General features: G+C 63.5%; 25 protein-coding genes and 1 pseudogene. 14 read left to right on the forward strand and 12 right to left on the reverse strand.

Annotated elements, in window-relative coordinates; genetic code table 11:
* The 3 genes from mnmE to hemJ form a co-directional block, all read right to left on the reverse strand.
* Positions 1-989: tRNA uridine-5-carboxymethylaminomethyl(34) synthesis GTPase MnmE (mnmE, locus tag Q7T45_RS03080; protein WP_304867490.1), on the reverse strand; the 989-nt coding region annotated here is incomplete at its 3' end.
* Between the two features lie 306 nt (positions 990-1,295).
* Positions 1,296-2,561: a transcription termination factor Rho gene (gene rho, locus Q7T45_RS03085; RefSeq protein WP_029584660.1), complete on the reverse strand. Its 1,266-nt coding sequence runs from the start codon at positions 2,559-2,561 to the stop codon at positions 1,296-1,298.
* 256 nt (positions 2,562-2,817) lie between these two features.
* A complete protein-coding gene (gene hemJ, locus Q7T45_RS03090) occupies positions 2,818-3,252 on the reverse strand; it encodes a protoporphyrinogen oxidase HemJ (protein WP_304867499.1) in 435 nt (144 codons plus the stop codon).
* A 484-nt stretch (positions 3,253-3,736) separates the two neighbouring features.
* On the opposite strand from hemJ, the gene Q7T45_RS03095 reads away from it, so the two are divergent.
* The 4 genes from Q7T45_RS03095 to dnaQ are packed head-to-tail and all read left to right on the forward strand — an operon-like array spanning position 3,737 to position 6,537.
* Positions 3,737-4,573: a pyruvate, water dikinase regulatory protein gene (locus Q7T45_RS03095; RefSeq protein WP_304867502.1), complete on the forward strand. Its 837-nt coding sequence runs from the start codon at positions 3,737-3,739 to the stop codon at positions 4,571-4,573.
* The gene (locus tag Q7T45_RS03100) at positions 4,570-5,178 is read left to right on the forward strand and encodes a nucleoside triphosphate pyrophosphatase (RefSeq protein WP_304867505.1); all 609 of its coding nucleotides are present in this window, start codon (positions 4,570-4,572) and stop codon (positions 5,176-5,178) included. Before Q7T45_RS03095 ends, Q7T45_RS03100 begins: the two co-directional genes overlap by 4 nt.
* A 36-nt stretch (positions 5,179-5,214) precedes the next feature.
* Positions 5,215-5,814 (forward strand): dephospho-CoA kinase, encoded by a 600-nt coding sequence (coaE, locus tag Q7T45_RS03105; protein WP_304867508.1) that lies wholly within the window; start codon positions 5,215-5,217, stop codon positions 5,812-5,814.
* 24 nt (positions 5,815-5,838) lie between these two features.
* Positions 5,839-6,537 (forward strand): DNA polymerase III subunit epsilon, encoded by a 699-nt coding sequence (dnaQ, locus tag Q7T45_RS03110; RefSeq protein ID WP_304867511.1) that lies wholly within the window; start codon positions 5,839-5,841, stop codon positions 6,535-6,537.
* A gap of 22 nt (positions 6,538-6,559) precedes the next feature.
* Here the strand turns inward: dnaQ and secB are convergent, their stop codons facing one another.
* Positions 6,560-7,048 carry a protein-export chaperone SecB gene (gene secB, locus Q7T45_RS03115; RefSeq protein WP_304867558.1) on the reverse strand — a complete coding sequence of 163 codons (489 nt, stop codon included), beginning with the start codon at positions 7,046-7,048 and terminating at the stop codon, positions 6,560-6,562.
* A 482-nt stretch (positions 7,049-7,530) separates the two neighbouring features.
* Between secB and Q7T45_RS03120 the strand changes: the two genes are divergently transcribed.
* The 3 genes and pseudogenes from Q7T45_RS03120 (at position 7,531) to Q7T45_RS03130 (ending at position 10,374) form a co-directional block, all read left to right on the forward strand.
* Positions 7,531-8,238 (forward strand): Tim44/TimA family putative adaptor protein, encoded by a 708-nt coding sequence (locus Q7T45_RS03120; RefSeq protein ID WP_304867512.1) that lies wholly within the window; start codon positions 7,531-7,533, stop codon positions 8,236-8,238.
* A pseudogene (locus Q7T45_RS03125) lies at positions 8,162-9,778 on the forward strand (murein transglycosylase A). Before Q7T45_RS03120 ends, Q7T45_RS03125 begins: the two are co-directional and overlap by 77 nt.
* Complete coding sequence (locus Q7T45_RS03130; RefSeq protein ID WP_304867514.1) at positions 9,775-10,374, forward strand: Smr/MutS family protein; 600 nt, start codon at positions 9,775-9,777, stop codon at positions 10,372-10,374. The pseudogene Q7T45_RS03125 and the gene Q7T45_RS03130 overlap by 4 nt, the downstream one beginning before the upstream one ends.
* On the opposite strand, the gene Q7T45_RS03135 is transcribed toward Q7T45_RS03130, so the two are convergent.
* From Q7T45_RS03135 to hslV, 5 genes are all read right to left on the reverse strand, one after another.
* Positions 10,371-11,495 carry a hypothetical protein gene (locus Q7T45_RS03135; protein WP_304867516.1) on the reverse strand — a complete coding sequence of 375 codons (1,125 nt, stop codon included), beginning with the start codon at positions 11,493-11,495 and terminating at the stop codon, positions 10,371-10,373. The genes Q7T45_RS03130 and Q7T45_RS03135 overlap by 4 nt on opposite strands.
* A gap of 235 nt (positions 11,496-11,730) precedes the next feature.
* Entirely contained in the window at positions 11,731-13,032 is a 1,302-nt protein-coding gene (gene hslU, locus Q7T45_RS03140; RefSeq protein ID WP_304867519.1) for an ATP-dependent protease ATPase subunit HslU, read from the reverse strand.
* 41 nt (positions 13,033-13,073) lie between these two features.
* Positions 13,074-13,679 (reverse strand): DUF2585 domain-containing protein, encoded by a 606-nt coding sequence (locus Q7T45_RS03145; protein WP_304867522.1) that lies wholly within the window; start codon positions 13,677-13,679, stop codon positions 13,074-13,076.
* Positions 13,676-14,158, reverse strand: coding sequence for a GNAT family N-acetyltransferase (locus Q7T45_RS03150; protein ID WP_304867562.1), 483 nt, complete (start codon positions 14,156-14,158; stop codon positions 13,676-13,678). Before Q7T45_RS03150 ends, Q7T45_RS03145 begins: the two co-directional genes overlap by 4 nt.
* 15 nt (positions 14,159-14,173) lie before the next feature.
* Positions 14,174-14,725, reverse strand: coding sequence for an ATP-dependent protease subunit HslV (hslV, locus tag Q7T45_RS03155; RefSeq protein ID WP_304867525.1), 552 nt, complete (start codon positions 14,723-14,725; stop codon positions 14,174-14,176).
* A gap of 183 nt (positions 14,726-14,908) precedes the next feature.
* On the opposite strand from hslV, the gene hisB reads away from it, so the two are divergent.
* The 7 genes from hisB (at position 14,909) to coaA (ending at position 19,695) form a co-directional block, all read left to right on the forward strand.
* Complete coding sequence (hisB, locus tag Q7T45_RS03160; RefSeq protein ID WP_304867528.1) at positions 14,909-15,502, forward strand: imidazoleglycerol-phosphate dehydratase HisB; 594 nt, start codon at positions 14,909-14,911, stop codon at positions 15,500-15,502.
* Positions 15,503-15,585: 83 nt separating this feature from the next.
* Positions 15,586-16,116 (forward strand): DUF2628 domain-containing protein, encoded by a 531-nt coding sequence (locus tag Q7T45_RS03165; RefSeq protein ID WP_304867531.1) that lies wholly within the window; start codon positions 15,586-15,588, stop codon positions 16,114-16,116.
* A complete protein-coding gene (gene hisH, locus Q7T45_RS03170; protein ID WP_304867534.1) occupies positions 16,113-16,763 on the forward strand; it encodes an imidazole glycerol phosphate synthase subunit HisH in 651 nt (216 codons plus the stop codon). The genes Q7T45_RS03165 and hisH overlap by 4 nt, the downstream gene beginning before the upstream one ends.
* Positions 16,760-17,500, forward strand: coding sequence for a 1-(5-phosphoribosyl)-5-[(5-phosphoribosylamino)methylideneamino]imidazole-4-carboxamide isomerase (gene hisA / locus Q7T45_RS03175; protein WP_304867537.1), 741 nt, complete (start codon positions 16,760-16,762; stop codon positions 17,498-17,500). Before hisH ends, hisA begins: the two co-directional genes overlap by 4 nt.
* Before the next feature lie 9 nt (positions 17,501-17,509).
* Positions 17,510-18,286 carry an imidazole glycerol phosphate synthase subunit HisF gene (hisF, locus tag Q7T45_RS03180; RefSeq protein ID WP_304739097.1) on the forward strand — a complete coding sequence of 259 codons (777 nt, stop codon included), beginning with the start codon at positions 17,510-17,512 and terminating at the stop codon, positions 18,284-18,286.
* A gap of 80 nt (positions 18,287-18,366) precedes the next feature.
* Positions 18,367-18,693 carry a phosphoribosyl-ATP diphosphatase gene (locus Q7T45_RS03185; RefSeq protein ID WP_304867541.1) on the forward strand — a complete coding sequence of 109 codons (327 nt, stop codon included), beginning with the start codon at positions 18,367-18,369 and terminating at the stop codon, positions 18,691-18,693.
* Positions 18,694-18,738: 45 nt separating this feature from the next.
* Positions 18,739-19,695: a type I pantothenate kinase gene (gene coaA / locus Q7T45_RS03190; RefSeq protein WP_304867544.1), complete on the forward strand. Its 957-nt coding sequence runs from the start codon at positions 18,739-18,741 to the stop codon at positions 19,693-19,695.
* A gap of 9 nt (positions 19,696-19,704) precedes the next feature.
* Here coaA and Q7T45_RS03195 read toward each other — a convergent pair whose 3' ends face one another.
* From Q7T45_RS03195 to Q7T45_RS03205, 3 genes are all read right to left on the reverse strand, one after another.
* Complete coding sequence (locus tag Q7T45_RS03195; RefSeq protein ID WP_304867547.1) at positions 19,705-20,619, reverse strand: GNAT family N-acetyltransferase; 915 nt, start codon at positions 20,617-20,619, stop codon at positions 19,705-19,707.
* Between the two features lie 102 nt (positions 20,620-20,721).
* Positions 20,722-22,983 carry an ATP-binding protein gene (locus Q7T45_RS03200; RefSeq protein ID WP_304867550.1) on the reverse strand — a complete coding sequence of 754 codons (2,262 nt, stop codon included), beginning with the start codon at positions 22,981-22,983 and terminating at the stop codon, positions 20,722-20,724.
* Positions 22,984-23,174: 191 nt separating this feature from the next.
* Positions 23,175-23,642, reverse strand: coding sequence for a hypothetical protein (locus tag Q7T45_RS03205; protein ID WP_304867554.1), 468 nt, complete (start codon positions 23,640-23,642; stop codon positions 23,175-23,177).
* Positions 23,643-24,217 lie beyond the last annotated feature (575 nt).

Genomic DNA, 24,217 nt, shown 5'->3' on the forward strand with positions numbered 1-24,217 from the left:
ACGAGGTCGATCTTGTTGCGCACCAGCCAAACCGGCGCATCACCCGCGGCCGGAATCCTGTCGTGCTGCGCATCGGCCAGCCACAACACCAGGTCCGCCTCTGCCGCCCGCGCCCGCGCGCGACGCACACCTTCCTGTTCCACCGGATCGTCGGTCTCGCGAATCCCGGCGGTGTCGATCACAGTCACCGGATAGCCGTCGAGATCGAGCTGCACTTCGATGATGTCGCGCGTGGTGCCGGCATGCGGCGAGACGATCGCGACCTCGCGTCGCGCCAGCGCATTCATCAGCGTCGACTTTCCGACGTTCGGCGGACCCGCGATTGCAACCACGAGGCCCTCGCGCAGGCGTTCACTTCGGCCCTGTGCCGCAAGGACTTCTTCGATTTCCGTCAGCAGCCCTTTGATCTTCAGGAGCGCCGGCGCGAGCAGTTCGGCCGGCACATCGCCCTCGTCCGAGAAATCGATCCCGGCTTCGATCAACGCCGAAGCCTCGATGATCCGGGCGCGCCAGTCCCGTGCTCGTTCACCGAGCAGGCCTTTCAACTGGCGCAATGCCTGGCGGCGTTGCCGGTCGGTATCGGCATGGATCAGGTCGTCGAGTCCCTCGGCCTCGGTGAGGTCGAGCTTGCCGTTCTCGAACGCGCGACGGGTGAATTCACCGGGCTCGGCGGGGCGGACATTTTCGAACGCCGCAAGCGCCGAGAACAACGCCGCCAGCACCGCGCGGCCGCCATGGACGTGAAATTCGGCGACATCCTCGCCGGTCGCGCTGGCCGGGCCCGGAAACCATAGCACCACCGCATCGTCGATCGGCTGCCGATTAGCATCGTGCAGTAGCGCCCGCGTCGCCATCCGCGGCAGCGGGATCCTGCCGGCGAGCGCGGTCAGGGCCACCCCGGCCTGCGGCCCGGAAACCCGCACCAGGGCAATCGCGCTCGGCGGTCGGCCCGATGAAAGGGCAAAAATGGTCTGTTCCCGCGGATGCATCGGCCTATTTGTGCCGGAGCCCTTGAAAAGGCAACGCAATTACTGCCCGTGGTCAGCTTCCGGGGAGCAGCGCAAGCATGCCGGCAGGCGGCTCGGCAGACCGCCGCACAGCCACCGGTCGGTTCGACGAACGCATCGCCGGATATCCATTAAATAACAGCCATATCAAATACTTAGCGTAATCCTGGCAGAGCTGATGCGGTCGTTATGCTGCACATTTGCTGCAGCATGGACCGCAGCATAAGCCGCAACGAAAAGGGCGCCCTCGCCTGCGCAAGGACGCCCGTTCAAGGCCGGCTTGACCGGTCAGGTATTCATCGATTCGAAGAATTCCGCGTTGTTCTTGGTGTTGCGCAGCTTGTCGAGCAGGAAGTCGATCGCATCCATGGTGCCCATCGGATTGAGGATCCGGCGCAGCACGTACATCTTCTTCAGGAGTTGCGGATCGGTGATCAGTTCTTCCTTGCGGGTGCCGGAGCGCGAGATGTCGATCGCCGGGAAGGTCCGCTTGTCCGAGACCTTGCGATCCAGAATCAGTTCGGAATTGCCGGTGCCCTTGAACTCCTCGAAAATGACTTCGTCCATCCGGCTGCCGGTATCGACCAGCGCGGTCGCGATGATGGTGAGCGAGCCACCCTCCTCGATGTTGCGCGCGGCGCCGAAGAAGCGTTTGGGCCGCTGCAGCGCGTTGGCGTCGACGCCGCCGGTCAGCACCTTGCCGGATGACGGCACCACAGTGTTGTAGGCCCGCCCCAGACGCGTAATCGAATCCAAGAGGATCACGACGTCGCGGCCGTGTTCAACCAGCCGCTTGGCCTTCTCGATCACCATCTCGGCGACCTGGACGTGACGCACGGCGGGCTCGTCGAAGGTCGAGGAAACCACTTCGCCCTTCACCGAGCGCTGCATGTCCGTGACTTCCTCGGGACGTTCGTCGATCAGCAGAACGATCAGATAGCATTCCGGGTGATTGGCGGTGATCGAGTGCGCGATGTTCTGCATCAGCACCGTCTTGCCGGTGCGCGGCGGCGCCACGATCAACGCGCGCTGGCCTTTGCCGATCGGGGCCACGATATCGATAACCCGCGCAGAAAGGTCCTTTCTGGTGGGGTCCTCGAGTTCGAGCCGGAAGCGTTGATCGGGAAACAGCGGCGTCAGATTGTCGAAATTGACTTTGTGCTTGGACTTTTCGGGGTCCTCGAAGTTCAGCGTGTTGACCTTCAGCAGCGCGAAATAACGTTCGCCTTCCTTCGGGCTGCGAATATGGCCCTCGATGGTATCGCCCGTGCGCAATCCGAAGCGGCGGATCTGCGACGGCGAAACGTAGATGTCGTCAGGTCCCGGCAGATAGTTGGCGTCCGGCGAGCGCAAGAAGCCAAAACCGTCGGAGAGAACCTCGACGACGCCTTCGCCGATAATGTCGGTTTCCTGGATCGCGAGCTGCTTGAGAATAGCGAACATCAGCTCCTGCTTGCGCATCGTGCTGGCGTTTTCGACCCCCTTCTCTTCCGCGAACGAGACGAGCTCGGCCGGCGTCTGGGCTTTGAGGTCTTGAAGTTTCATTTCCCGCATTGGGATGGTCCTGTGGAGTAACGTTGGGGAGGGTTGCGAGGAGGCTTTAAGAAAATGCGGACGCGAGCAAAAGGAAGGTCCGCAGGTCTGAGCAAGGAAAGCGCCGGAGAGGCTTCAAACCTGATGCGGCGGCCGGTTCAATGGAAAACCGGAACACGACCACATCCGCCTGCGTGGGGTGGGATTTCAGCAATATAGAAAATCGGAGGGAGTTTCGCAAGCAGGTCGCCGTTCGAGATGTTGAAGGCGATACCCCTCAAAACGGCTTCACGATCACGAGAATCACGATGCCAATCATCAGAGAAGTCGGTATCTCATTGATAATACGGTAAAATTTCTGACTTTTGGTATTCCGGTCGGCAGCGAAATCCTTCACCCAGCGGACAAAAAACCCGTGGACGCCGGACATTACCAGCACCAGCAGCAATTTTCCGTGGAACCAGCCGGCGGCAAACCAGCCACCAGACCAGGCGAGGTAGAGCCCGGCCAGCCAGGTCACGATCATCGCGGGGTTGATGATCGCTTTCAGCAGCCGCCGTTCCATGATCTTGAACGTCTCGGACTGCTTCGATCCGACCTCCGCTACGCAGTGATAAACGAACAGCCGCGGCAGATAGAGCATGCCGGCCATCCACGCGATAACCGCGATGACATGCAGCGCCTTAATCCACAGGTAGATCCATTCGTACATCGCGTCGTCTCAACCCCGGTTCGCTAATCTTCCGCCGCAACCCTGGAACGTCTCACCGGATCGCAGCGTTACGGTGAAGCAGGCTTAGCACGAGGGCGGTCCTGGCTCGAAGGCAGACATATCCTCACCCCCAGCCTTTCTAAATAACTAAGTTTAGAATCTTAGGTTTGAGTCTAAGTAGCTGTGATTAGCGCCCGCGCAAATCTGCCCCAACCTTGTCCGCACTTGTTCACATCCATCAACATATCCAGCCGATATCCCGATGAGCCGGATATCATGATCTGTTTCAATTGCTTGGCTGGCATGACGGACGGTTTATCAAGAGACAAGTCCACATAACCCCACTATCATTGCGCCGACCGGATGGAGTTATCCCGAACGGGAGGCCTGTGCAGAAAAAGCCGGGTTATCCCGGAGAGCTCGGTTCGTCTTCGATTCTCTCAGGTAAACTCCACAGCGATTCACAGGATACACAGGGGTCTCGGTGCCTACGACCGGCAATTATTTTCATCTTCATCTGGTGTCCGATTCGACCGGTGAGACCCTGATCACGGTGGCGCGCGCGGTGGCCGCGCAATACGCCAATGTGACGCCGGTCGAACACGTCTATCCCTTGGTCCGCAGCCAGAAGCAGCTCGACCGCGTGCTCGACGAGATCGAGGAGGCGCCCGGGATCGTGCTGTTCACCTTGCTGGAAAAAGATCTGGTCGCCCGGCTGGAAGCCAAGTGCAAGGAAATGAACATCCCGAGCCTGTCGATCATCGGCCCGGTGATGCAATTATTTCAGGCCTATCTCGGCGCCGCCACGACGGGCCGCGTCGGCGCGCAACACGTCTTGAATGCGGAATATTTCAAGCGGATCGACGCGCTGAACTATACGATGATGCATGACGACGGCCAGCATGTCGAAGGGCTGGAAGAGGCCGAGGTCATCCTGGTCGGTGTATCCCGCACCTCGAAAACGCCGACCTCGATCTATCTCGCCAATCGCGGCATCCGCACCGCGAATGTTCCGCTGGTGCCGGGCATTCCGATTCCGCATCAGCTGGAGACGCTGAAAAAGCCGCTGGTGGTCAGCCTTCACGCGACGCCTGAGCGTCTCATTCAGGTCCGGCAGAACCGGCTGCTGAGCATGGGTGACCGCGACAATGACACCTATATCGATCGGCAATCGGTCACCGATGAAGTCGCCTTTGCCCGGAAATTGAGTGCGCGATTCAATTGGGCCCAACTCGACGTGACGCGGCGATCGATCGAAGAGACGGCTGCGGCGATACTGAAACTGTTCACCGACCGGCAGCGGCAGCGGATGTCCGAATGACGCTGTGGCGCGGCAAAGAACCGTTGGTGCTGGCGTCGCAAAGCCGCGCGCGGCAAATGCTGCTGGCCAATGCCGGCATTGTCTTCGAAGCCGTTCCGGCCGACATCGATGAGCGCGCCGTGCAACAAGCCTCTGGCCTGCTAGCGCCCGGTGAAATAGCTGCCCTTTTGGCGCGCGCGAAAGCGCAAGCCGTGTCGCTGGGCCAACCCGGAAAATATGTCATCGGCGCCGACCAGACGCTGGCCCTTGAGAATCGGCTGTTCAGCAAGCCGGCCGGCCGAGTCCAGGCCGCCGGGCAATTGCGTGATCTCGCCGGCCGCAGCCATGAATTGCATTCCGCCGTTGCGGTGGCGCGCGACGGCAAGATATTGTTCGAGACCACGGCTGTCGCGCGCATGACCATGCGGCAGCTCAGCGGTGCGGAAATCCGGACCTATCTGGATGAAGCAGGCGAGGCGGTGACCTCGAGCGTCGGCGCCTATCAGTTGGAAGGGCTGGGGGTGCATCTGTTCGAACGCATCGACGGCGATCACTTCACCATCCTCGGATTGCCGCTGCTGCCATTGCTCGCGTTTCTGCGCAGCGCGCGGCTGCTCGGCGTCTGACAACGAACCCTGCGAATTACGAATGGCGAAGGTTGAATGATCATTCTTGGACTGACCGGTTCGATCGGAATGGGAAAATCCACCACCGCGAAATTGTTCGCGGAAGCCGGCGTCCCGGTCTATGACGCCGATGCTACCGTGCATCAATTATACGAAGGCGCGGCGGCGCCGGCGATCGAAGCGGCATTTCTCGGCACCACCGCCGGCGGCAAGGTCGATCGCCAGAAATTGTCGGCGCGCGTGGTGCACGATCCCGTCGCGATGAAGCAGCTCGAACAGATCGTCCATCCGATGCTGGGCGCCTCGCGGCAGAAATTTTTCGCAGATGCCGAGCTAGCCGGCGCACCGGTGGCCGTGGTTGACGTGCCCCTGCTGTACGAGACCGGGGGCGAGAAGCGCGTCGATGCGGTGGTGGTGGTGACGACCTCGCCGGAGAACCAGCGCGCCCGAATCATGGCGCGGGGCACCATGACCAGCGAAGCGCTCGATTCCATTTTGGCGCGGCAGCTGCCGGATTCCGAAAAACGCAAGCGGGCGGATTTCGTGGTGGATACATCGCATGGTCTCGACCCGGTGCGGGTCCAGATCCGCGACATTCTGCAACAGGTTGTTAAAATGCCGCAGCGGCGCAGCTGATTCGCCGTCTTCCGGACCAGACCCATGCGCGAAATCGTTCTTGATACCGAAACCACCGGCCTCGACCCGCTGCGCGGCGACCGGCTGGTTGAAATCGGCTGCGTCGAGATGATCAATTGCATGCCGACCGGGCAGACCTTTCACCGGCACATCAATCCGGAACGCTCCATGCCGGCCGAGGCCTTTGCCGTGCACGGCCTTTCCAGCGAGTTCCTCGCCGACAAGCCGCTGTTCGCCCAGGTGGTCGACGAGTTCCTCGAATTCATCGCCGACGCGCCGCTGGTGATCCACAATGCGTCGTTCGATATCGGCTTCATCAATGCCGAGCTCGACCGCATCAAGCGGCCCCCGATCGTGCGTGACCGGCTGATCGACACGCTGATGCTGGCGCGGCGCAAGCATCCGGGGGTGTCGAACCGTCTCGACGATCTCTGCTCGCGCTATGCGATCGACAATTCCCGCCGCACCAAGCACGGTGCCTTGCTCGACGCGGAACTGCTGGCCGAGGTCTATATCGATCTGATCGGGGCCCGGCAGTCGCAGCTGATCCTGGCGACGGAGACCCGTGACGTGCGCGCCGGTGGTGGGTACGGCGAAATGCCGCGGCGGGTCCGCGAGGCGCCGCTCGCGCCGCGCGTCACCGATGAAGATCGCGCGGCCCATCGGGCCTTTGTCGCCACGCTGGGCGACAAGCCAATCTGGAACGAGTTCCTGGGCGGCTGACGGGAACCAGGCCCGGTCGCGATTAGCTCGGCTTTGCCTGTCCGGCCTGCGCCGCAGCCTGCCGCTCCAGATTTGAGCGATACAGACCGACGAAATCGACCGGATCCAGCATCAGCGGCGGGAACCCGCCATCGCGCACCGACGTCGCGATGATCTCGCGTGCGAACGGGAACAGCAGCCGCGGGCACTCGATCATGACCAGCGGATGCAGGTTTTCCTGCGGCACGTTCATGATCCGGAACACGCCGGCATAGGCAAGATCGAAGCTGAACATCACCTTGCCGGCGTTTTCAGCCTTGCCTTCGACCGAAAGGGTCACTTCGAACTCGTTTTCGGCGATATTGTTGGCGCTGACGTTGATCTGGATATTGATCGCAGGCTGTTGTTGCTGCGGTGCCAGCGAGGCCGGCGCGTTCGGATTCTCGAACGACAGGTCCTTGGTATACTGTGCCAACACGTTCAACTGAGGAGGAGCGGCTGCCTCGGGAGGTGCGCCATTGCCGTTGGTCATGAAAATCTCTCCTGAAGCCGAGCGGGGCGGGTTTTGCGTCTGAATTCGCTCGTGAGGTACGAAAAGGCCGATGTCGGGGCGAGTGGCTATCATAGCCGCGGCTTGGTCCACAAGGACGACAATCGCCGGTAGCGGTCCAGGGCACCCCGGGGATCGGCCGGCTCCGCGAATCAGGCATCCCGTGGGCAGGCCGGATCGGTTCGGGATGGCCTAAATTGTTGAATATGCGCCATTTCCGGGCACGATCGGGTTTCCACCCGTCGCAAAAACGCGCTACAATTGCGTTATGGCAAACAGGCAATAGGCCTTGGCTTGGCCTGTTTCCGGGGGCATAGCTTCTGATGCCCGAGCGAGCCATTGGCTAGGCCTCGTTTCGTGCCTACATGCTGAAGACCCATTCCATGATTTAATCTCTGCCGTTTCCTGATCGAAACGCTCTACCACCGGCCGATCGCCGGTGCAGACCAGAAAGCGAATGCGACGTGGATATTTACACCATCATCTTCCTGGCGTTGGCGGTCTTCATCTTCCTGCGCCTGCGGAACGTTCTCGGACAGCGCACCGGAAACGAGCGCCCGCCCTTCGATCGCGCGGCGCGCAACGTGCTGACCGGGGCGCAGGACAATAACAACGTGGTACCGATCCCGGGCGCGGTGATCGACCAGGCGCCGCTGGCGCCGACCGCCGATGTTGTCCCCCCGACCGACCGCTGGAAGGGTTTGGCCGAGGCGGGCACGCCGCTGGCGCTGGGCCTCGATGCCATCGCCGCCCAGGATTCCTCGTTCGACCCGCGGCATTTCCTCAGCGGCGCGAAGAGCGCCTACGAGATGATCGTGCTGGCTTTCGCCAATGGCGACCGCCGCGCGCTGAAGGACCTGCTGTCGTCCGAGGTCTACGAGAGTTTCGAGACCGTGATCAAGGATCGCGAGAAGCACGAGCAGAAGACCGAAACGCGCTTCGTTTCGATCGACAAGGCCGAGCTGGTCGGAGCGGAAGCCCGCGACCGCGCGGCGCAGCTGACCGTTCGCTTCGTGTCGCAGATGATCACGGCCACCCGCGACAAGGCCGGCACGGTTGTCGACGGCAGCGCCGATACGGTCGCCGATATCACCGATGTCTGGACCTTCGCCCGCGACATCACCTCACGCGATCCGAACTGGAAGCTGGTTGGCACGGGAAGCGCTCAATAACGCGCGCGGCGCCGTCCGGTATGCCGTCGCGCTTGGCGCGATAGCTGCGGTATTGTCGCTGGCGCCATCGAGCGTATCAGCCGCGCATCGTTCCCACGCTTCGCATCACGGGCGTCCGCATCTTCCGGCCGCTCGCCCCCTGCCATATCCGCAGCTCGCCTGGCCGCTTGAAATCAGCGGCAGCCAATATGCACCGGTGGCGTGGGCCGATATCGCGGGCTGGAGCGAGGACGACCATCTGCTCCCCTACAAGGCGTTTCGCACGAGCTGCAGGCCGATCGCGGCGCAACGCAAACCCCCCGCCGAACCGAAGGCGCTGGGTACCTCGCTGCGGGATCCCTGCAGGGCCGCCCGCGCGCTCGATATCGATGACGGGGCCAGGGCCAAGGCCTTTTTCGAGCAGCATTTTCTTCCCTTGCGGATTTCGCGGCTTGGCGAAGCCGAGGGTTTTGTGACCGGCTACTACGAGCCCATCATCGACGGCTCCAGGACCCAGACCGACGTCTACACCGTGCCGGTCTATCGCCGCCCTTCCAATCTGTTCGTCCGCGGCACCAGTCAGAATTCCGCGGGCTTGCCCAACAAGGGCGAGGTGTTCCGCAAGATCGGCCGCCGCAAGCTCGTGCCCTATTACGATCGCGCCCAGATCGAGGACGGCGCGATTGCCGGACGCGGTCTCGAAATCGTCTGGCTCAAGAACCAGACCGATTTGCTGTTCACGCAGATCCAGGGCTCGGCGCGCGTACGCCTCGAGGACGGCTCCACCGTTCGCATCAATTACGACGCGCATAACGGCTTTTCCTATACGCCGGTCGGCCGCATCCTGATCGAACGCAACATCATTCCCAAGGATCAAATGTCGATGCAGAAGATCCGGGAGTGGATGGAGCAGAACCCCGACGGCGCCAACGAATTGCGGCGGCAGAACCGCTCCTACGTGTTCTTTCGGGAAGTGAATCTCTCCGACACGGATGAACCATCCGGCGCCCAGGGCGTTCCGCTGACGGCGGGCCGCTCGATCGCCGTCGACAAGGCGCTGCATGTCTACGGCACGCCGTTCTTCATCGAGGGCGATTTGCCGATCGACTCGGAGCAATCGAAGACGCCGTTCCGCCGGCTGATGATCGCGCAGGACACGGGATCGGCGATCGTCGGTCCGGCGCGCGCCGATCGCTAGTTCGGCGCCGGCGCCGAGGCCGGAAAGATATCGGGCCGGTTTCGGCACAATGCGCGCTTCGTCATCCTGGTCCCGAACAGCCTCGATCCCCTCGCGAGGGGCCGCAAGATGCCGGTGCCGGACCCGCGGCCGTCGGAGAAAATTGCAAAACTGTTTCCGCAGGTCGATCCCCTCAAGGATAAGCCCAAGGACGCGAAGCCGACGGAGGCTTCCGCGGCTTCAGCTACAAGGGACGCGGCGCCCGCAGCGGCGGCGGTCGCCAAACCCGTCCCGTTGCCGGAAGCGCGGCCAAGTGTCGCCCCGAGCCGCGAGACGCGCCGCCATCGCTATCGTCATCATCGCCATTACCGTCACAGTCGATGAAGCGTCCGCCCGTGATCCCGGAACTGCCCGCAGCGCCGCGGCGCAGGCGCAGCCTGAGCGAGGAAGAGCGCGCGCTGTGGGAGAGCGTCGCCAAGCAGACAAAGCCGCTGCGCAAGAAGGCGCGCGCCGCGAAGCCGCAGGCGGCGCCGCCGGATGCGGCAACGGTGGCCGCAAAACCGACAAGTCCGCTGAAGCAGCTTCCGCCGGCCAAAATTCCGCGGGTTGCGAGGCCCGTGTTGCCGCCTGCCGCCCCGCCGCTGGCGCCGCTCGGGCGCCGCGAGCGTTCGCAGCTGTCACGCGGCCGCAAGGAGATCGATGCACGGCTCGATCTGCACGGCATGACGCAGACCCGCGCGCACCGCGTGCTGTTCGGCTTCCTGCAGCGCGCCCACAGCGAGGGCCTGACTTTCGTGCTCGTCATCACCGGCAAGGGCAAATTGGGCGCCGAATCCGAACGCGGCGTGCTGCGCCGCCAGGTGCCGCAATGGCTGAGCCTGCCTGAATTCCGCTCGCTGGTGGTCGGCTTCGAGGAAGCCCATATCGGCCATGGCGGCGAGGGCGCGCTGTATGTGCGGGTCAGGCGATCGAGAACCTAGAACGGTCGCACGATCCCGACGCGCGGGATCACCGTCACGACCCAGCCGAGAATAGTGGTCTTTCGATCATCGTGCGAGATAAGCGGCACCTCGCGCGAGGCCCGCAAGGTCTTGACCGCATGCAGGATCAGGAACATGCAGACCGCCCAGTTCGAAATCCAGCGTGAATAATCGAACACGATTGCGAACATCACCAGATAGGCCGCGCTTACCGCAACGATCGCCGCGATTACGATGCGGCGATGCAACGGATCCGACAGCGATCGGATAAGGTTCGCAGAATATCTCCAGAGCGGGGCGTGCAGCCAGATCAGGAATGCGAACACCGGCACGCCCAGCAGGTTCGACGGCATCCGCTGCCAGGTGTCGTGGATTTCCTGCGCGAGCGACTGGTACCAGATGAAACTGAAGCTCAGCAGGTTGCTGCGCGATGGATCGGCCATGCGGCCCTGCAGATATTGAACGAACTCCGCCTCGGGGACATCAAGCGATCCCCAGAACTGCGCGGCGAAGAACAGCAGACCGACGGCGAGGATCGCGGCGATCCCGGCGCTTGCATTCTGCCGGGTCACTCCCTGCACCAGGTAATAGCGCAGCACCACGATGACGGCGATGGTCGGCACATACATCAGGAGATGAATGTGATGGATCAGAATAAGAATCATCGACGCCGCGGCGGCGAGCAGCACGAAGGCAACGGAGCGTGCGGGGATGAGGAGCAGGCAAATCGCCAGCGCACAGCCGTAAATGTCAAAATGCCCGAGCGTGTGCATGAAATTCTTCAGAAAGAACGGCGATCCCGCCATGAAGACGAACAGCGGCAGGTTTTCTTCGTCAAAGCCAAAGGTGCGCCGGAACAGTTTTACGAATAAAGCGAGCGTGATTAGCCACACCGCGCCGGACAGCGCAAACACCAGCCAGACCGGTACCTTGTCGAAGAACAACGAAATGGCCGCGCCGATCAATGCGCGTTTTGTAAAACCAAAGTGATAGTCGACCAACAGATGGATGTAGGGGACATAGGGCTCGCGCGGCAGCTTGTAGAGAAAGACGCCGATGAGCACCGCGATGTTGACCGCGAGCATCAGCCGCCAGGGGTTTTCCCGCAAACGCAGATTCATTCGGCACCCGAAGCAGCGGCTCGATCAGGTGCGGTTATCACACGACCGAAGTGTGGCACGCAACGCGGCATTCCCCTCGATGTCGTCCCGGCCAAGCGAGCCCTTGCGAGCGCGAGCCGGGATCCATACGCCGTGACGTCGCGTTTGTGCGTGGCGGTAGATATCCCGTCTACGACAGGCGACCGGGGTTATGGGCCCCGGCGTTCGCAGGGACGACGATGAGATCGTCGCAGATCTACAGAATGAACCGGCTCAGATCGGTGTTTTTGGCGAGGTCGCCGACGTGCTTCTGCACATAGGCGGCATCGATCTGGATGGTCTCGCCATGGCGGTCGGGGGCGGCGAAGGAGATTTCGTCGAGCACGCGCTCCATCACGGTCTGCAGTCGCCGCGCGCCGATATTCTCGACCGTGGAGTTGACCGCAACCGCCACGTCGGCAAGCGCGTCGATGGCGTCGGCGGTGATATCGAGCGTGACGCCCTCGGTCTGCAGCAGCGCGACATATTGCTTGATCAGCGATGCCTCCGGCTCGGTCAGGATGCGGCGCATGTCGTCGCGGGTCAGCGCCTCCAGCTCGACGCGGATCGGCAGCCGCCCCTGCAATTCCGGCAGCAGGTCCGACGGCTTTGCGATGTGAAACGCGCCTGACGCGATGAACAGGATATGGTCGGTCTTGACGGCGCCGTGCTTGGTCGAGACCGTGGTGCCCTCGATCAGCGGCAGCAGGTCGCGCTGCACGCCTTCGCGCGAAACGTCGCCGCCGGTTCGGCCGTCGCGTACGCAGATCTTGTCGATCTCGTCGAGAAACACGATGCCGTTGTTCTCGACCGCATGGATCGCTTCCTGCACCAGTTGATCGTTGTCCAGTAGCTTGTCGGATTCCTCGTTGACCAGGAGTTCGTGGGAATCCGCCACCGTCAGGCGGCGGGTCTTGGTCCGTCCGCCCATCTTGCCGAAGATATCGCCGATCGAGATCGCGCCCAGCTGCGCGCCGGGCATCCCGGGAATCTCGAACATCGGGGTGCCGCCGGAAGACTGCGTCTCGATCTCGATTTCCTTGTCGTTGAGTTCACCGCCGCGCAGTTTCTTGCGAAATGAATCCCGCGTCGAGGGGCCGGAGCCGGGACCGACCAGGGCATCGAGCACGCGCTCCTCGGCGGCGAGCTGCGCGCGGGCCTGCACGTCCTTGCGCTTGCGTTCGCGGGTTTGCGCGATCGCGACCTCGACCAGGTCGCGGATGATCTGCTCGACGTCGCGGCCGACATAGCCGACCTCGGTGAACTTGGTGGCTTCGACCTTGATGAAGGGTGCGCCGGCCAGTTTCGCCAGCCGCCGGGCGATTTCGGTCTTGCCGACGCCGGTCGGGCCGATCATCAGGATGTTTTTCGGCAGCACTTCCTCGCGCAGCAGGCCGGTGAGCTGCAGCCGCCGCCAGCGGTTGCGCAGCGCGATGGACACCGCGCGCTTGGCGTCGGCCTGGCCGACGATGAAGCGGTCGAGTTCGGAAACGATTTCACGGGGAGAGAAGTCGATCATGGGTCCTAGCTAGGTTCAAAATGTGGCCGGCACAAGCGGCATCAGATGATCGGCGGCCCCGCCTGCCACAGCTTGATCGCCTCGACGGGATGAATCAGCATGATGATGTTCAGTGTCAGATTGTCGCGGATGTGAAGCAACAGCACGAGCTCGAACAACAGGCCGAGTGCCACGGTCCCCGCCACCGGAAGCCGCTTCGCCAGCAGGAAGCCCGCGATCATCGCCCCCATATCGGCGACCGAATTGACGATGCTGTCGCCAAAATAATCCAGTGATGCGGTGCCGGAGCGATAGCGGTTGATGATCCAGTCGGAATTCTCCACCAGCTCCCAGGTGCCTTCGACCATCATGGCGGCGATCAGGCGCGCGGGCCAGGGCGCCTTCGGCAGCAGCAGCCAGGCGGCGCCGTAAAACAGGAAGCCGTGGAGAATGTGCGAAAACGTGTACCAGTCGGCGATGTGTTGCGAGTTCTCCGAGCTCAGCACCACGCCGTGCCAGACTTTCACGTAGCCGCAGGCGCAGAACGGCAGCCGGCCCATCGCAAACAGGATCGCGGCCTGCAGGGCAACCAGGCAGCCCGCGATCAAGGTCCATTGCCATGGTGAAAGGCCGCTGGCGGCGGGGGCGGCGTTGCGTTCGAGCGTCATGGATTGCGCACCATCAGCAGGGCCTCGCCATCGGGGGTATCGACCAGGCGGTCCTTGACGAAGCCGGCTTTTTCATAGGCGCGTATGGCGCGCGGGTTCGTTGGGCGGGGGTCAAGCACGACGCGGGGCGTACCATTGCGAAGCAGCTCTTCAATGAAGGTGCTGACGAATGCGGACCCGTGGCCCCGCCCCATCATATCGGCCTCGCCAATGAACTGGTCGATCCCGCGCGTGCCCGCCGGCTGCGGACCGAAGCCGCTATGCCATTCGCTCATACGATAGCATTGCAGATAGGCGAACGGCCGGCCATCCAGCGTCACGATGAACTGCGCCATATCCGGATGACCCAGATCGCCGCTGACAAACTCGAAAGCCTCGGGATCGTGCCACCATTCGGCGACATGCAGCTCCCGAAGCCAGCGTTGAACCAGCGGCAGGTCGGCCGCTGTCATCGGACGGAAGACATAAGGCAGCGTCACCACCGGCCGTGCTCCCTAGAGGGTCTCGAGGGTCACGTTGCGGTTGGTATAGACGCAGATGTCGGCGGCGATATCGAGCGCGCGGCGCACGATGGTTTCGGCGTCCTTGTCGGAATCGACCAAAGCGCGGGCGGCCGCCAGGGCGTAATTGCCGCCGGATCCGATCGCCATCACGCCGGTTTCCGGCTCCAGCACGTCGCCGGTGCCGGTCAGGACCAGCGAGACATCCTTGTCGGCGACGATCATCATGGCTTCCAGCCGCCGCAGATAGCGGTCAGTGCGCCAGTCCTTGGCGAGTTCGACCGCGGCACGGGTCAATTGCCCCGGATACTGCTCGAGCTTGCTCTCCAGCCGCTCGAACAGGGTAAAGGCGTCGGCCGTGGCGCCGGCAAAGCCGCCGATCACGTCGCCCTTGCCGAGTTTACGCACCTTTTTGGCGTTGCCCTTGATGATGGTCTGGCCGATCGAGACCTGGCCGTCGCCGCCGATCACCACCTTGCCGCCCTTGCGGACCGTCAAAATGGTGGTGCCGTGCCAGCCCGGCGACTGGGATTGTGATTCCTGCATGTAATACCTCGCGTTCGCCCAGATTTAGGGGTTCGCGGCTGCGGTTACAATCGGCGGGCGTTTGGAGCCGGATTCCGGTCACCATAGGCCCAAGTTCGGCCTCCGGCGGGTCATCCCGCAGTAGCGAAGGCGGCATCGGCCTGTTAAAAGGGCCGCGTTTTCGGCTAAAGGAAAGCAGTTTTCATGCGCACGGCGACCATCAAGCGCAAGACCAAAGAGACCGATATCGAGGTGACGGTGAACCTCGACGGATCAGGCGTGTCCAACGTCGCGACCGGGGTCGGCTTTTTCGATCATATGCTCGATCTCCTGGCCCGGCATTCGCGCATCGACCTCACCGTGAAGGCGGTTGGCGACCTCCACATCGACGACCACCACACCACGGAGGATGTCGGCATCGCGATCGGACAGGCGGTGAAGCAGGCGCTCGGCAACATGGCCGGGATCACCCGCTATGCCGGGGTCCATATGCCGATGGACGAGACGCTGTCGCGGGTCGTGATCGACATTTCCGGCCGTCCGGTGCTGGTGTTCAAGGTGGAGTTTCCGCGCGACAAGATCGGCGCGTTCGACACCGAACTGGTTCGCGAATGGTTCAATGCCTTTGCGATCAATGCCGGCGTGACTTTGCACGTCGAGACCCTATATGGCGAGAACAGCCATCATATCGCCGAATCCTGCTTCAAGGGTCTGGCGAGGGCGCTGCGTGCGGCCGTCGCGATCGATCCGCGCGCCGCGGGCGAAGTGCCGTCCACCAAGGGTCAGCTCGGTGGCTGATTTTCGAGCATGATCCGGAAAAGTGGGAACCGGTTTTCCGAAAAGGTCATGCTCAAACTAAAGGTTCGCGGCGGAGAGATACGATGCCGGTCTACACGGTTCATGCTCCAGTACTGAACGATGCGGGGATTCGGGCGGCCGACAGGTTCGCCTTCGTTCGCGACGGCTTTCATTTTTGGGCGGCCCTGCTGGGTCCGGTCTGGCTGCTCTGGCATGGACTGTGGCTGGCGCTGATCGGCTGGATTGCCGTGATGGTCGCGGTCGGTTTCGGAACGGCGGCGCTCGGCGTTGGCGGCAATGCGATCTTTCTCGTCGACATCCTGTTGGCGCTGCTGATGGGCCTTGAAGCGGCGAGCCTGCGGCGCTGGACCCTGTCGCGGCGCAACTGGCGCCAGCTCGACATCGTGGTGGCGGAGGATCTGGAAACCGCCGAGCGGCGGTTTTTCGATCGCTGGACCGCCAAGCAGCGCTCGCTTGTCAACGATCAGCTGGCGGTCGAGCGCGGCGGGCCGCCGCCGACGCGGGATGTTCCCGGCCAGCCGTTTTCACGGCCGCCGCCACTGCCGCGAAGCGACATCATCGGATTGTTTCCGGAACCGGGAGGTTCGCGGTGAGCGTTGCCATTATCGATTACGGCTCCGGCAACCTGCACTCGGCCGCGAAGGCGTTCGAACGCGCCGCGCGCGGCATGGATGTGCCGGAAAAGATCGTGGTGACCCGCGATCCCGAAACGGTGTACCGCGCCGACCGCATCGTGCTGCCCGGGGTCGGCGCTTTCGCCGATTGCCGAAGGGGTCTGGATGCGCTCGACGGCATGATCGAGGCCATGACCGAAGCGGTGCGCGACAAGGCGCGGCCGTTTTTCGGCATCTGCGTTGGCATGCAGCTGATGGCGACCCGCGGCAAGGAGCACGTCACGACAGACGGCTTCAACTGGATCGCGGGCGACGTCGAAAAGATTTCGCCGCGCGAAGAGAACCTGAAAATTCCGCATATGGGCTGGAACACGCTCGACATGGTCCGGGAGCATCCGGTGCTCGAGCGGCTGCCGCTCGGCCCAAAAGGCCGCCATGCTTATTTCGTGCACTCCTATCACCTCAATGCCACCAACGAGTCGGAAGTGCTGGCGCGCGCCGATTACGGCGGGCCGGTGACCGCGATGGTCGGCAAGGACACCGCGATCGGCACGCAGTTTCACCCGGAGAAGAGCCAGCGCTTCGGGCTGGCCCTGATTTCGAACTTCTTGAGATGGAAGCCGTGATTCTTTTTCCCGCCATCGATCTGAAGAACGGCCAGTGCGTCCGCCTCGAGCAGGGCGACATGGCGCGCGCCACGGTATTCAACCTCGAACCCGCGGCGCAGGCGCAGAGCTTTGCCGCGCAGGGGTTTGAATATCTGCACGTGGTCGATCTCGACGGCGCTTTTGCCGGCAAGCCGATGAACGCGGCTGCCGTCGAATCGATGCTGAGGGCCGTCACCATGCCGGTGCAGCTCGGCGGCGGGATTCGCGATATCGCGACCGTCGAAGCATGGCTCGCCAAGGGCGTCACCCGCGTCATCATCGGAACCGCCGCGGTGCGCGATCCCGAGCTGGTGAAGGGGGCTGCGAAAAAATTCCCCGGCCGTGTCGCCGTCGGTCTCGACGCGCGCGACGGCAAGGTCGCGGTCGAGGGCTGGGCCGAGACCTCGCAGGTTACCGTGCTGGAAATCGCGCGGCGTTTCGAGGATGCCGGTGTCGCCGCGATCATCTTCACCGATATCGCGCGCGACGGCCTGCTGAAGGGCCTCAATCTCGACGCCACGATCGAGCTTGCCGAGCGCATTTCCATCCCCGTCATCGCCTCCGGCGGTTTTGCCTCGATCGAGGACGTCAAGGCGCTGTTGGCGCCGCGCGCCGGCAAGCTCGCCGGCGCGATCGCGGGCCGCGCGCTCTATGACGGCCGTCTCGATCCCGCGGCAGCCTTGACGCTGATCCGCAACGCGCGCGCCGCGGCCTAGGAGTAATAGATGTTCAAGGTGCGCGTCATTCCATGCCTCGACGTCAAGGACGGGCGGGTGGTCAAGGGTGTCAACTTCGTCGACCTGCGCGACGCCGGCGATCCCGTCGAGGCGGCCATCGCCTATGACGCCGCCGGCGCCGACGAACTGTGCTTTCTCGACATTACCGCCACGCATGAAAATCGCGGCACCATGATGGAGGTGGTCCGGCGCACGGCGGAAGCCTGCTTCATGCCGCTGACCGTGGGCGGCGGGGTGCGCACCGTCGACGACATCAAGATGCTGCTGCGATCCGGCGCCGACAAGGTGTCGATCAACAGCGCCGCGGTCAGCCGCCGCGAATTCGTCAAGGAAGCGGCGGAGAAATTCGGCGATCAGTGCATCGTGGTGGCGATCGACGCCAAGCGCGTCAAGCGTGGCGGTGGCGGCGAGCGCTGGGAAATCTTCACCCATGGCGGGCGCAATTCCACCGGGATCGACGCCATCGAATATGCCCAGGAAGTAGTCTCGCTCGGCGCCGGCGAAATCCTGCTGACCTCGATGGACCGGGACGGCACCAGGCAGGGTTTCGACTTGCCGCTGACCCAGGCGGTGGCCGACAGTATCCGTGTTCCGGTCATTGCCTCCGGCGGGGTGGGCAATCTCGATCATCTGGTCGACGGCATCCGGCAGGGCCATGCGACCGCGGTGCTGGCGGCGTCGATATTTCACTTCGGGGAATTCACCATACGTCAGGCCAAGGACCACATGGTGCGCGCCGGCCTGCCGATGCGGCTCGATCCCTGACGACTCCCGGAGACAGAAGTGCTACATACCGCAAGGAGAAAGCGCCCGACTTCCGCGGCGCGCGTGTCGGGTTTGAGTTGATGCCGCGTTTCACGATCCATGATCTGGCTGCCACCATCGACGCCCGTGCAGCGGCGGGGGGCGAGGCGTCCTACACTGTCAAACTTCTCAACAGGGGTGCGGAGCATTGCGCCAAGAAGCTTGGCGAGGAGGCGGTGGAAACCGTGATTGCCGCGGTCGAGAATGACCGCGACCACCTGATCGCCGAAAGTGCCGATCTGCTATTTCACCTGCTGGTGCTGCTGAAATCGCGCGACGTCCGGTTTGAAGAGGTCGAGGCCGCGCTGGCACAGCGCACCGGCACGTCCGGACTGGAAGAAAAAGCCGCGCGCAAGCGCGACACGTAAGAGCCAAGGACACTAAAAACCAAGGGCAACGCTAGAGGCGGCTGGATGGACATTCGGGCACCGGATCAACAATACAACCCATACCGGATATTCTCGCGGGAGCAGTGGGCGCGCCTGCGCGACGACACGCCGATGACGCTGGAGCCGGGCGAGTTCGAGCGGCTGCGTTCGTTGCATGACCGCCTCGATATGAGAGAGGTCGAGGACATCTATCTGCCACTGTCGCGGCTGTTGTCGATCTATGTCGATGCGACGCTGCGGCTCTATCAGGCGCAACGACAATTCCTCGGCATCCGCGATCGCAAGGTGCCCTACATCATCGGCGTCGCCGGTTCGGTGGCAGCCGGCAAATCGACCACCGCGCGCGTGCTGCAGGCCCTGCTGGCGCGCTGGTCGCCGCGGCCGAAGGTCGAGCTGGTGACCACCGACGGCTTCCTGTTTCCCAATGCGGCGCTGGAACGGCAGGGCCAGATGCAGAAGAAGGGCTTTCCGGAGAGCTACGACCTGCCGATGCTGCTGTCGTTTCTCAGCGACATCAAGGCGGGACGGCGCAAGGTGCGGGCGCCGGTCTATTCGCATCTGACCTATGACATCGTTCCCAATCAATGGGTCGAGGTCGACCGGCCGGATATCCTGATCGTCGAGGGCGTCAATGTCCTGCAGACCGGCCGGCTGCCGCGCGACGGCAAGGCGGTTCCGGTGGTGTCGGACTTCTTCGATTTCTCTGTTTATATCGACGCCGACGAGCCGGTGCTGCGCAACTGGTATGTCCGGCGCTTTCTGGCGCTGCGCGACACCGCGTTCACCGACCCGCGATCGTATTTCCATCGCTATGCGCCGCTGTCCGACGAGGAAGCCACCGCCACCGCGCTGGCGATCTGGGAGCGCACCAACCTCGCCAACCTCGAGGACAACATCCTGCCGACCCGGCCGCGGGCGACGCTGATCCTCAAGAAAGGCGCCGACCACATGGTCGAAACCGTGGCGCTGCGTCGGCTCTAGGCCGACGCGTCAGGCCGCGTGCCGCGAGGCATCGGCCCCGAAGTGCTCGATGTAGCGGGCGCTGATCGCGGATACCGGCATCACGATCAGCACGTCGGTGGTGCCGAACTGATGGTCGATCACGGCGCCGTCGCCGATGAAGGCGCCCAATCGCAGATATCCCTTGATCAAAGGCGGCAGCTCGTGAAGCGCTGCCTTCGGATTGATTGCTTCCTTCGCCATCCGGTTCATCTCGATCCGGCGGGAGGGATGTGCGCTGGCGCGCCAGGCTGCCGGGGCCTGTGCGTAGTGATGCAGGAACGACAAGGGCAGCGCCAGCCGATCGGGATCGGTGCCCTCGAACGACGCGCAGCCGATCATGACGTCGAGCCGGTGCTGGCGGACATAGGCCCAGATCCCGTGCCACAGCAGTTCGACGGTGCGCTTGGTGCGGTAGCGCGGCAGCACGCAGGATCGCCCGAGTTCGAGAAAGCGCAAGCCGGCATGGCGATCGGTCAGGCTTGATATGTCGAACTCGTTCTCGGTGTAGAAACCGCCATTGCGTTCCGCCACCTCCTGGCGCAGCAGGCGGTAGGTACCGACCACCGGCAGTCTGCCGCGCATCGACGGTTTGGCGGCGTGATCAATCACCATCAGATGATCGCAGATCCTGTCGAACCCATCCTTGTCGCGGCGGGCCAGCAGCGTCGCGGCATCGGCGATGGCGGTGCCGTCCCGGTAGAACACGCGGTAGCGCAGCTTTTGCGCGCGCCTGACTTCGCGCTTCTCCTGCGCTAGCCGGACCTCGAGCGTGCCGAGCCGCCCCAGCGTGACCGGAAGCGGCTTGAACCAGGTGATCGCCGCCTGCGCGGTGGCTCCGATCGTCTCCGGCCGCAGCAACCGGATCAGGCGCTGCGTCGATCGCGCCAATTCGCCGTTCTGCATGGCTTCCCTCGCGACCGCGAATCGGTGCGGTCTTCGAGGGTTGAGAGATCACGGGCATCCAACAGCCATGTGACGCCGCCATTGCCGGCGGATGACAGGGCTTTAGGCCGCGAGATGCCTTGAAGCGGCGAGGCCCGCCAGCGCATCGGCGAGCTTTTCGCGATCGAGCGGCTTGATGAGAAAGCCGTCCATGCCGGCTTCGAAGCAGGCGTAGCGGTCTTCCACCAGCGTATTCGCGGTAAGCGCCAGGATCGGCGTCTGCCGGCCGGGCTGGCCGGCCTCGCACTCGCGGATCCGCCGCGTGGTCTCGATGCCGTCGAGCCGCGGCATCTGGATATCCATCAGCACCAGGTCATAGGGCGCGCCGGCGGATTTGGCCGCCAGCCAGGATTCCAGCGCTTCCTCGCCATTGGTGGTGATGACGGCAAGATGTCCCAGTCGCGTCAGCAGCGAGCGCATCAACAGCGCGTTGATCTCGTTGTCTTCCGCCACCAGGATCGAAAGCCCGCGCGCCGGCGCGATCGAAGGCGCTGCGACATTGTCCGATGTATCGATCAGGGCATCGCCGGCCAGATCCGGCGCCGGCACTTCCGGTGGCATGCTCAGGCGCGTCGCCAGCGAGGCCGCGCGCAGCGGTTTGATCAGATAGCCGGTGAAAGCCGTGGCGGTGGCGGATTGCAGTTCATGGCGGGTGGCCGGCGTGAACAACACGATGCGTTGCGTCGCATGGGTGCGGGCGGCTTCAGCCAATGCGGCGACTTCGCTGGCGCCGAGAGCGTGGTCGAGCAGCACGGCGTGCCAGGTCCGCTCCGGCAGCAGCGCCCGCGCCACCGCGATATCGGAAACCATGCAGGTCTGGCCGCCCCAGCGCTGCAGCCGCCGCGCGATCAGGGAAGCCTCGATGCTCTGTGGCCCGACCAGCATGATCGATTGATCGGTCAGATCCGGCGCGGCAAACGCAGGTTGTTCGCTGGCCTTGCCTTCGGCGGCCGCGAGCGGAATCGACACTTCGAAGGTCGAGCCTTTGCCAAGCTCGCTCTGCAGCGTGATGCGACCGCCCATGCGCTTGACGATTCGCTCGGAGATGCTGAGGCCCAGGCCAGTGCCGCCATAGCTGCGCGCGATGCGCTCGTCGGCCTGCTCGAACTCGCGGAAAATCCGCTCCCGCGCTTCGGGTGCGATGCCGATGCCGGTGTCGCGCACCAGGAAACTGATTTCATTGGGCCAGAGGCCAGGCTCGACGATCAGCGCTACGCCGCCGGTCGAGGTGAATTTGATGGCGTTGCCGGCGAGATTGAGCAGCACCTGGCGCAGCCGCGCGGCGTCGCCGAGCACTTCCATCGGCAGCCGCTCGTCGACATAGGCCGCGATTTCGAGTTGCCGCGCCTGCGCCCGCGGCGCCAGCAATTCGGTGATGTCCTCGATCAGGGCCGAGAGCGCGAAGGGGCGGTGTTCGAGATCGATCTTGCCGGCCTCGATCTTGGAATAATCCAGCAGCTCCTCGATCAGCGACAGCAGCGCGTCGCCCGAGGTCTTCACCGCCCTGGCATAGGTCGCCTGTTCCGGCGTCAGCGGCGTATCCAGCAGCAGGCCGCTCATGCCGATGATGCCGTTCAGCGGCGTGCGGATTTCATGCGACGCCATCGCCAGGAAGCGCGACTTGGCGCGGTTGGCGGCGTCGGCGTGATCGCGGGCCTCGCCGAGCGCGCGCTCGGTCTCGGTGCGGTCGGTGACGTCGCGGCCGACGCTCTGCATCTCCGAAGGCGCGCCGGCATCGCTACGAACAAGGCCTTCGCGCCAGGCGATCCAGCGCGCGCCCCGCGCGGTCGCGATTTTCTGGTCGTGGATCCTGGTGCCGTTGGTCTCGATCGCGGTGCCGCCCTGCTCCAGCACTTTGAGCGCAAAACGGCTGCCGATCAGTTTTTCGCGCGGCAGTGCCGCCAGTTCGCAATAGGCATCGTTGGCGAAGGTGATGCGGCCGTCGCCGGCGCGCAGCACGATCAGGTCGCCCTGCGATTCGAACAGGCTGCGGGCGCGTTGCTCGGCCTCCTGCAGTTCCCAATTGCGGTCGACCAGCGCCTCGTTGTGCAGCGCCATCTTGCGCATGGTCTGCCGCACCCAGCGCAGCCGGAAGCTCAGCGTGGCGAGCGCGACGCAGGCCAGCGCGAACAGGAAGCTGGCGCCGATCGCGAAGGCGTGGGGATCATAACCGGAACCCTCGACCCGGCTGCCGGAGATGAAGCCATAGGCGCCGCCGAAGGCGGCCGAGAAGATCATGAAGGAGCGGAAGGTGAAGGTGAGCCACGGGTGGCGCCGGGCGAAACGGCGTATGCGTACCTTGATCCGGAAAATCCGCCGCTTCATGCCGTGACCCTGTCGCTGTACTACCGCATCTGTCGCGGCGCTGAAGATGGCGCGGCGACCTTGCGAAGTGCTTGAGGCCGGATGGTCTGGCGTCGTCCGATCGGAACGTGGTTTACAAGACGTTAATAGCAGAGCGTTTTCGAGCGAAGTGGATACCGGTTCGCGTGAAGAAAACGCGTCAAACCAAAAGCTCAGAAGGCGGCGGCAGCCAGCCGGCGCGGCGCGCCATTGGCGCCGACGATGAGGGCGGCGGCATCGCGCGCCGAAAACTGCTTCGAGCTGACAAAAATCCGGTAATCGGCGGGACCGTGCGGCGAGAGATAAATCACGGGCCCGGATGCCGTTGACGTGGCGGAGATCGCCACGAAGCGGGTCGCGGCGTTGACTTCGCAGCCATGTGCTTCGGTGCTGTCGATATCGTCGAGCACGGCAAAATCGGCGGCCGCGGCATTGTCGGTGAGCTGGACCCGCACGGTGGCCAGCGAGGGATCGCGGGTGAAGCTGACGTGAGATTGCGCCTGCCAGGACAGCGAGGTGAGCTGGACCGAACCTTCCCCGATCGCGATGCAGGGCCGCGCGCCGGGCAGGAAGTCGCCGCGCGCGAACACGGCGGCAATCAGCAACGGAACGGCCGAGGCCAGGATCTTCAAACGCAACATGATACGCACTCGCTCGCCGATAAGCCGGGGAAACGCGGCGGCTTATGGTTGGCAGAGTGTAAAGAAAACTCGTTACCGTTGGGTTGACGGGTGGAAGCATGGCCAAGCGGATGATGTTCGGTTCACCCTCCCCTGGAGGGGGAGGGTCGTCGCGACTGAAAGGAGCGGCGGGGTGGGGTGAAGGTCTCGCCATTCGAACAGTGTCCGAGTTGAGAGATCACCCCACCCCGTCTCGCATCTCGCTGCGCTCAAAGCGAGCCGACCCTCCCCCTCCAGGGGAGGGTAAGAAAACGCGATCTTCATTTCACAATTCCAGGCACACCTTCGCATTCTCGCGGCGCGGCGCCCCCGAGGCTTGTCATCAGTTTCACCCTCCTCAAACAAGAGGGCGCAGGGAAAGCCGGGCGCCGATTGCACCCGCGTTCGTGCACAAGAAGCGCACGAGTAGACCACAGGTGAACCGGATCATCCGGCTTTCCCTGCACGATGGGTTACGGCTTATACGTGATCACCCTGGTGACCGGGCTTTCTTGCCACCATCGCCCTGCGGATTGACGATGCCTGCGAAGCCCGGT

It is taken from the genome of Bradyrhizobium sp. (assembly GCF_030646015.1).
Taxonomy (GTDB): domain Bacteria; phylum Pseudomonadota; class Alphaproteobacteria; order Rhizobiales; family Xanthobacteraceae; genus Bradyrhizobium.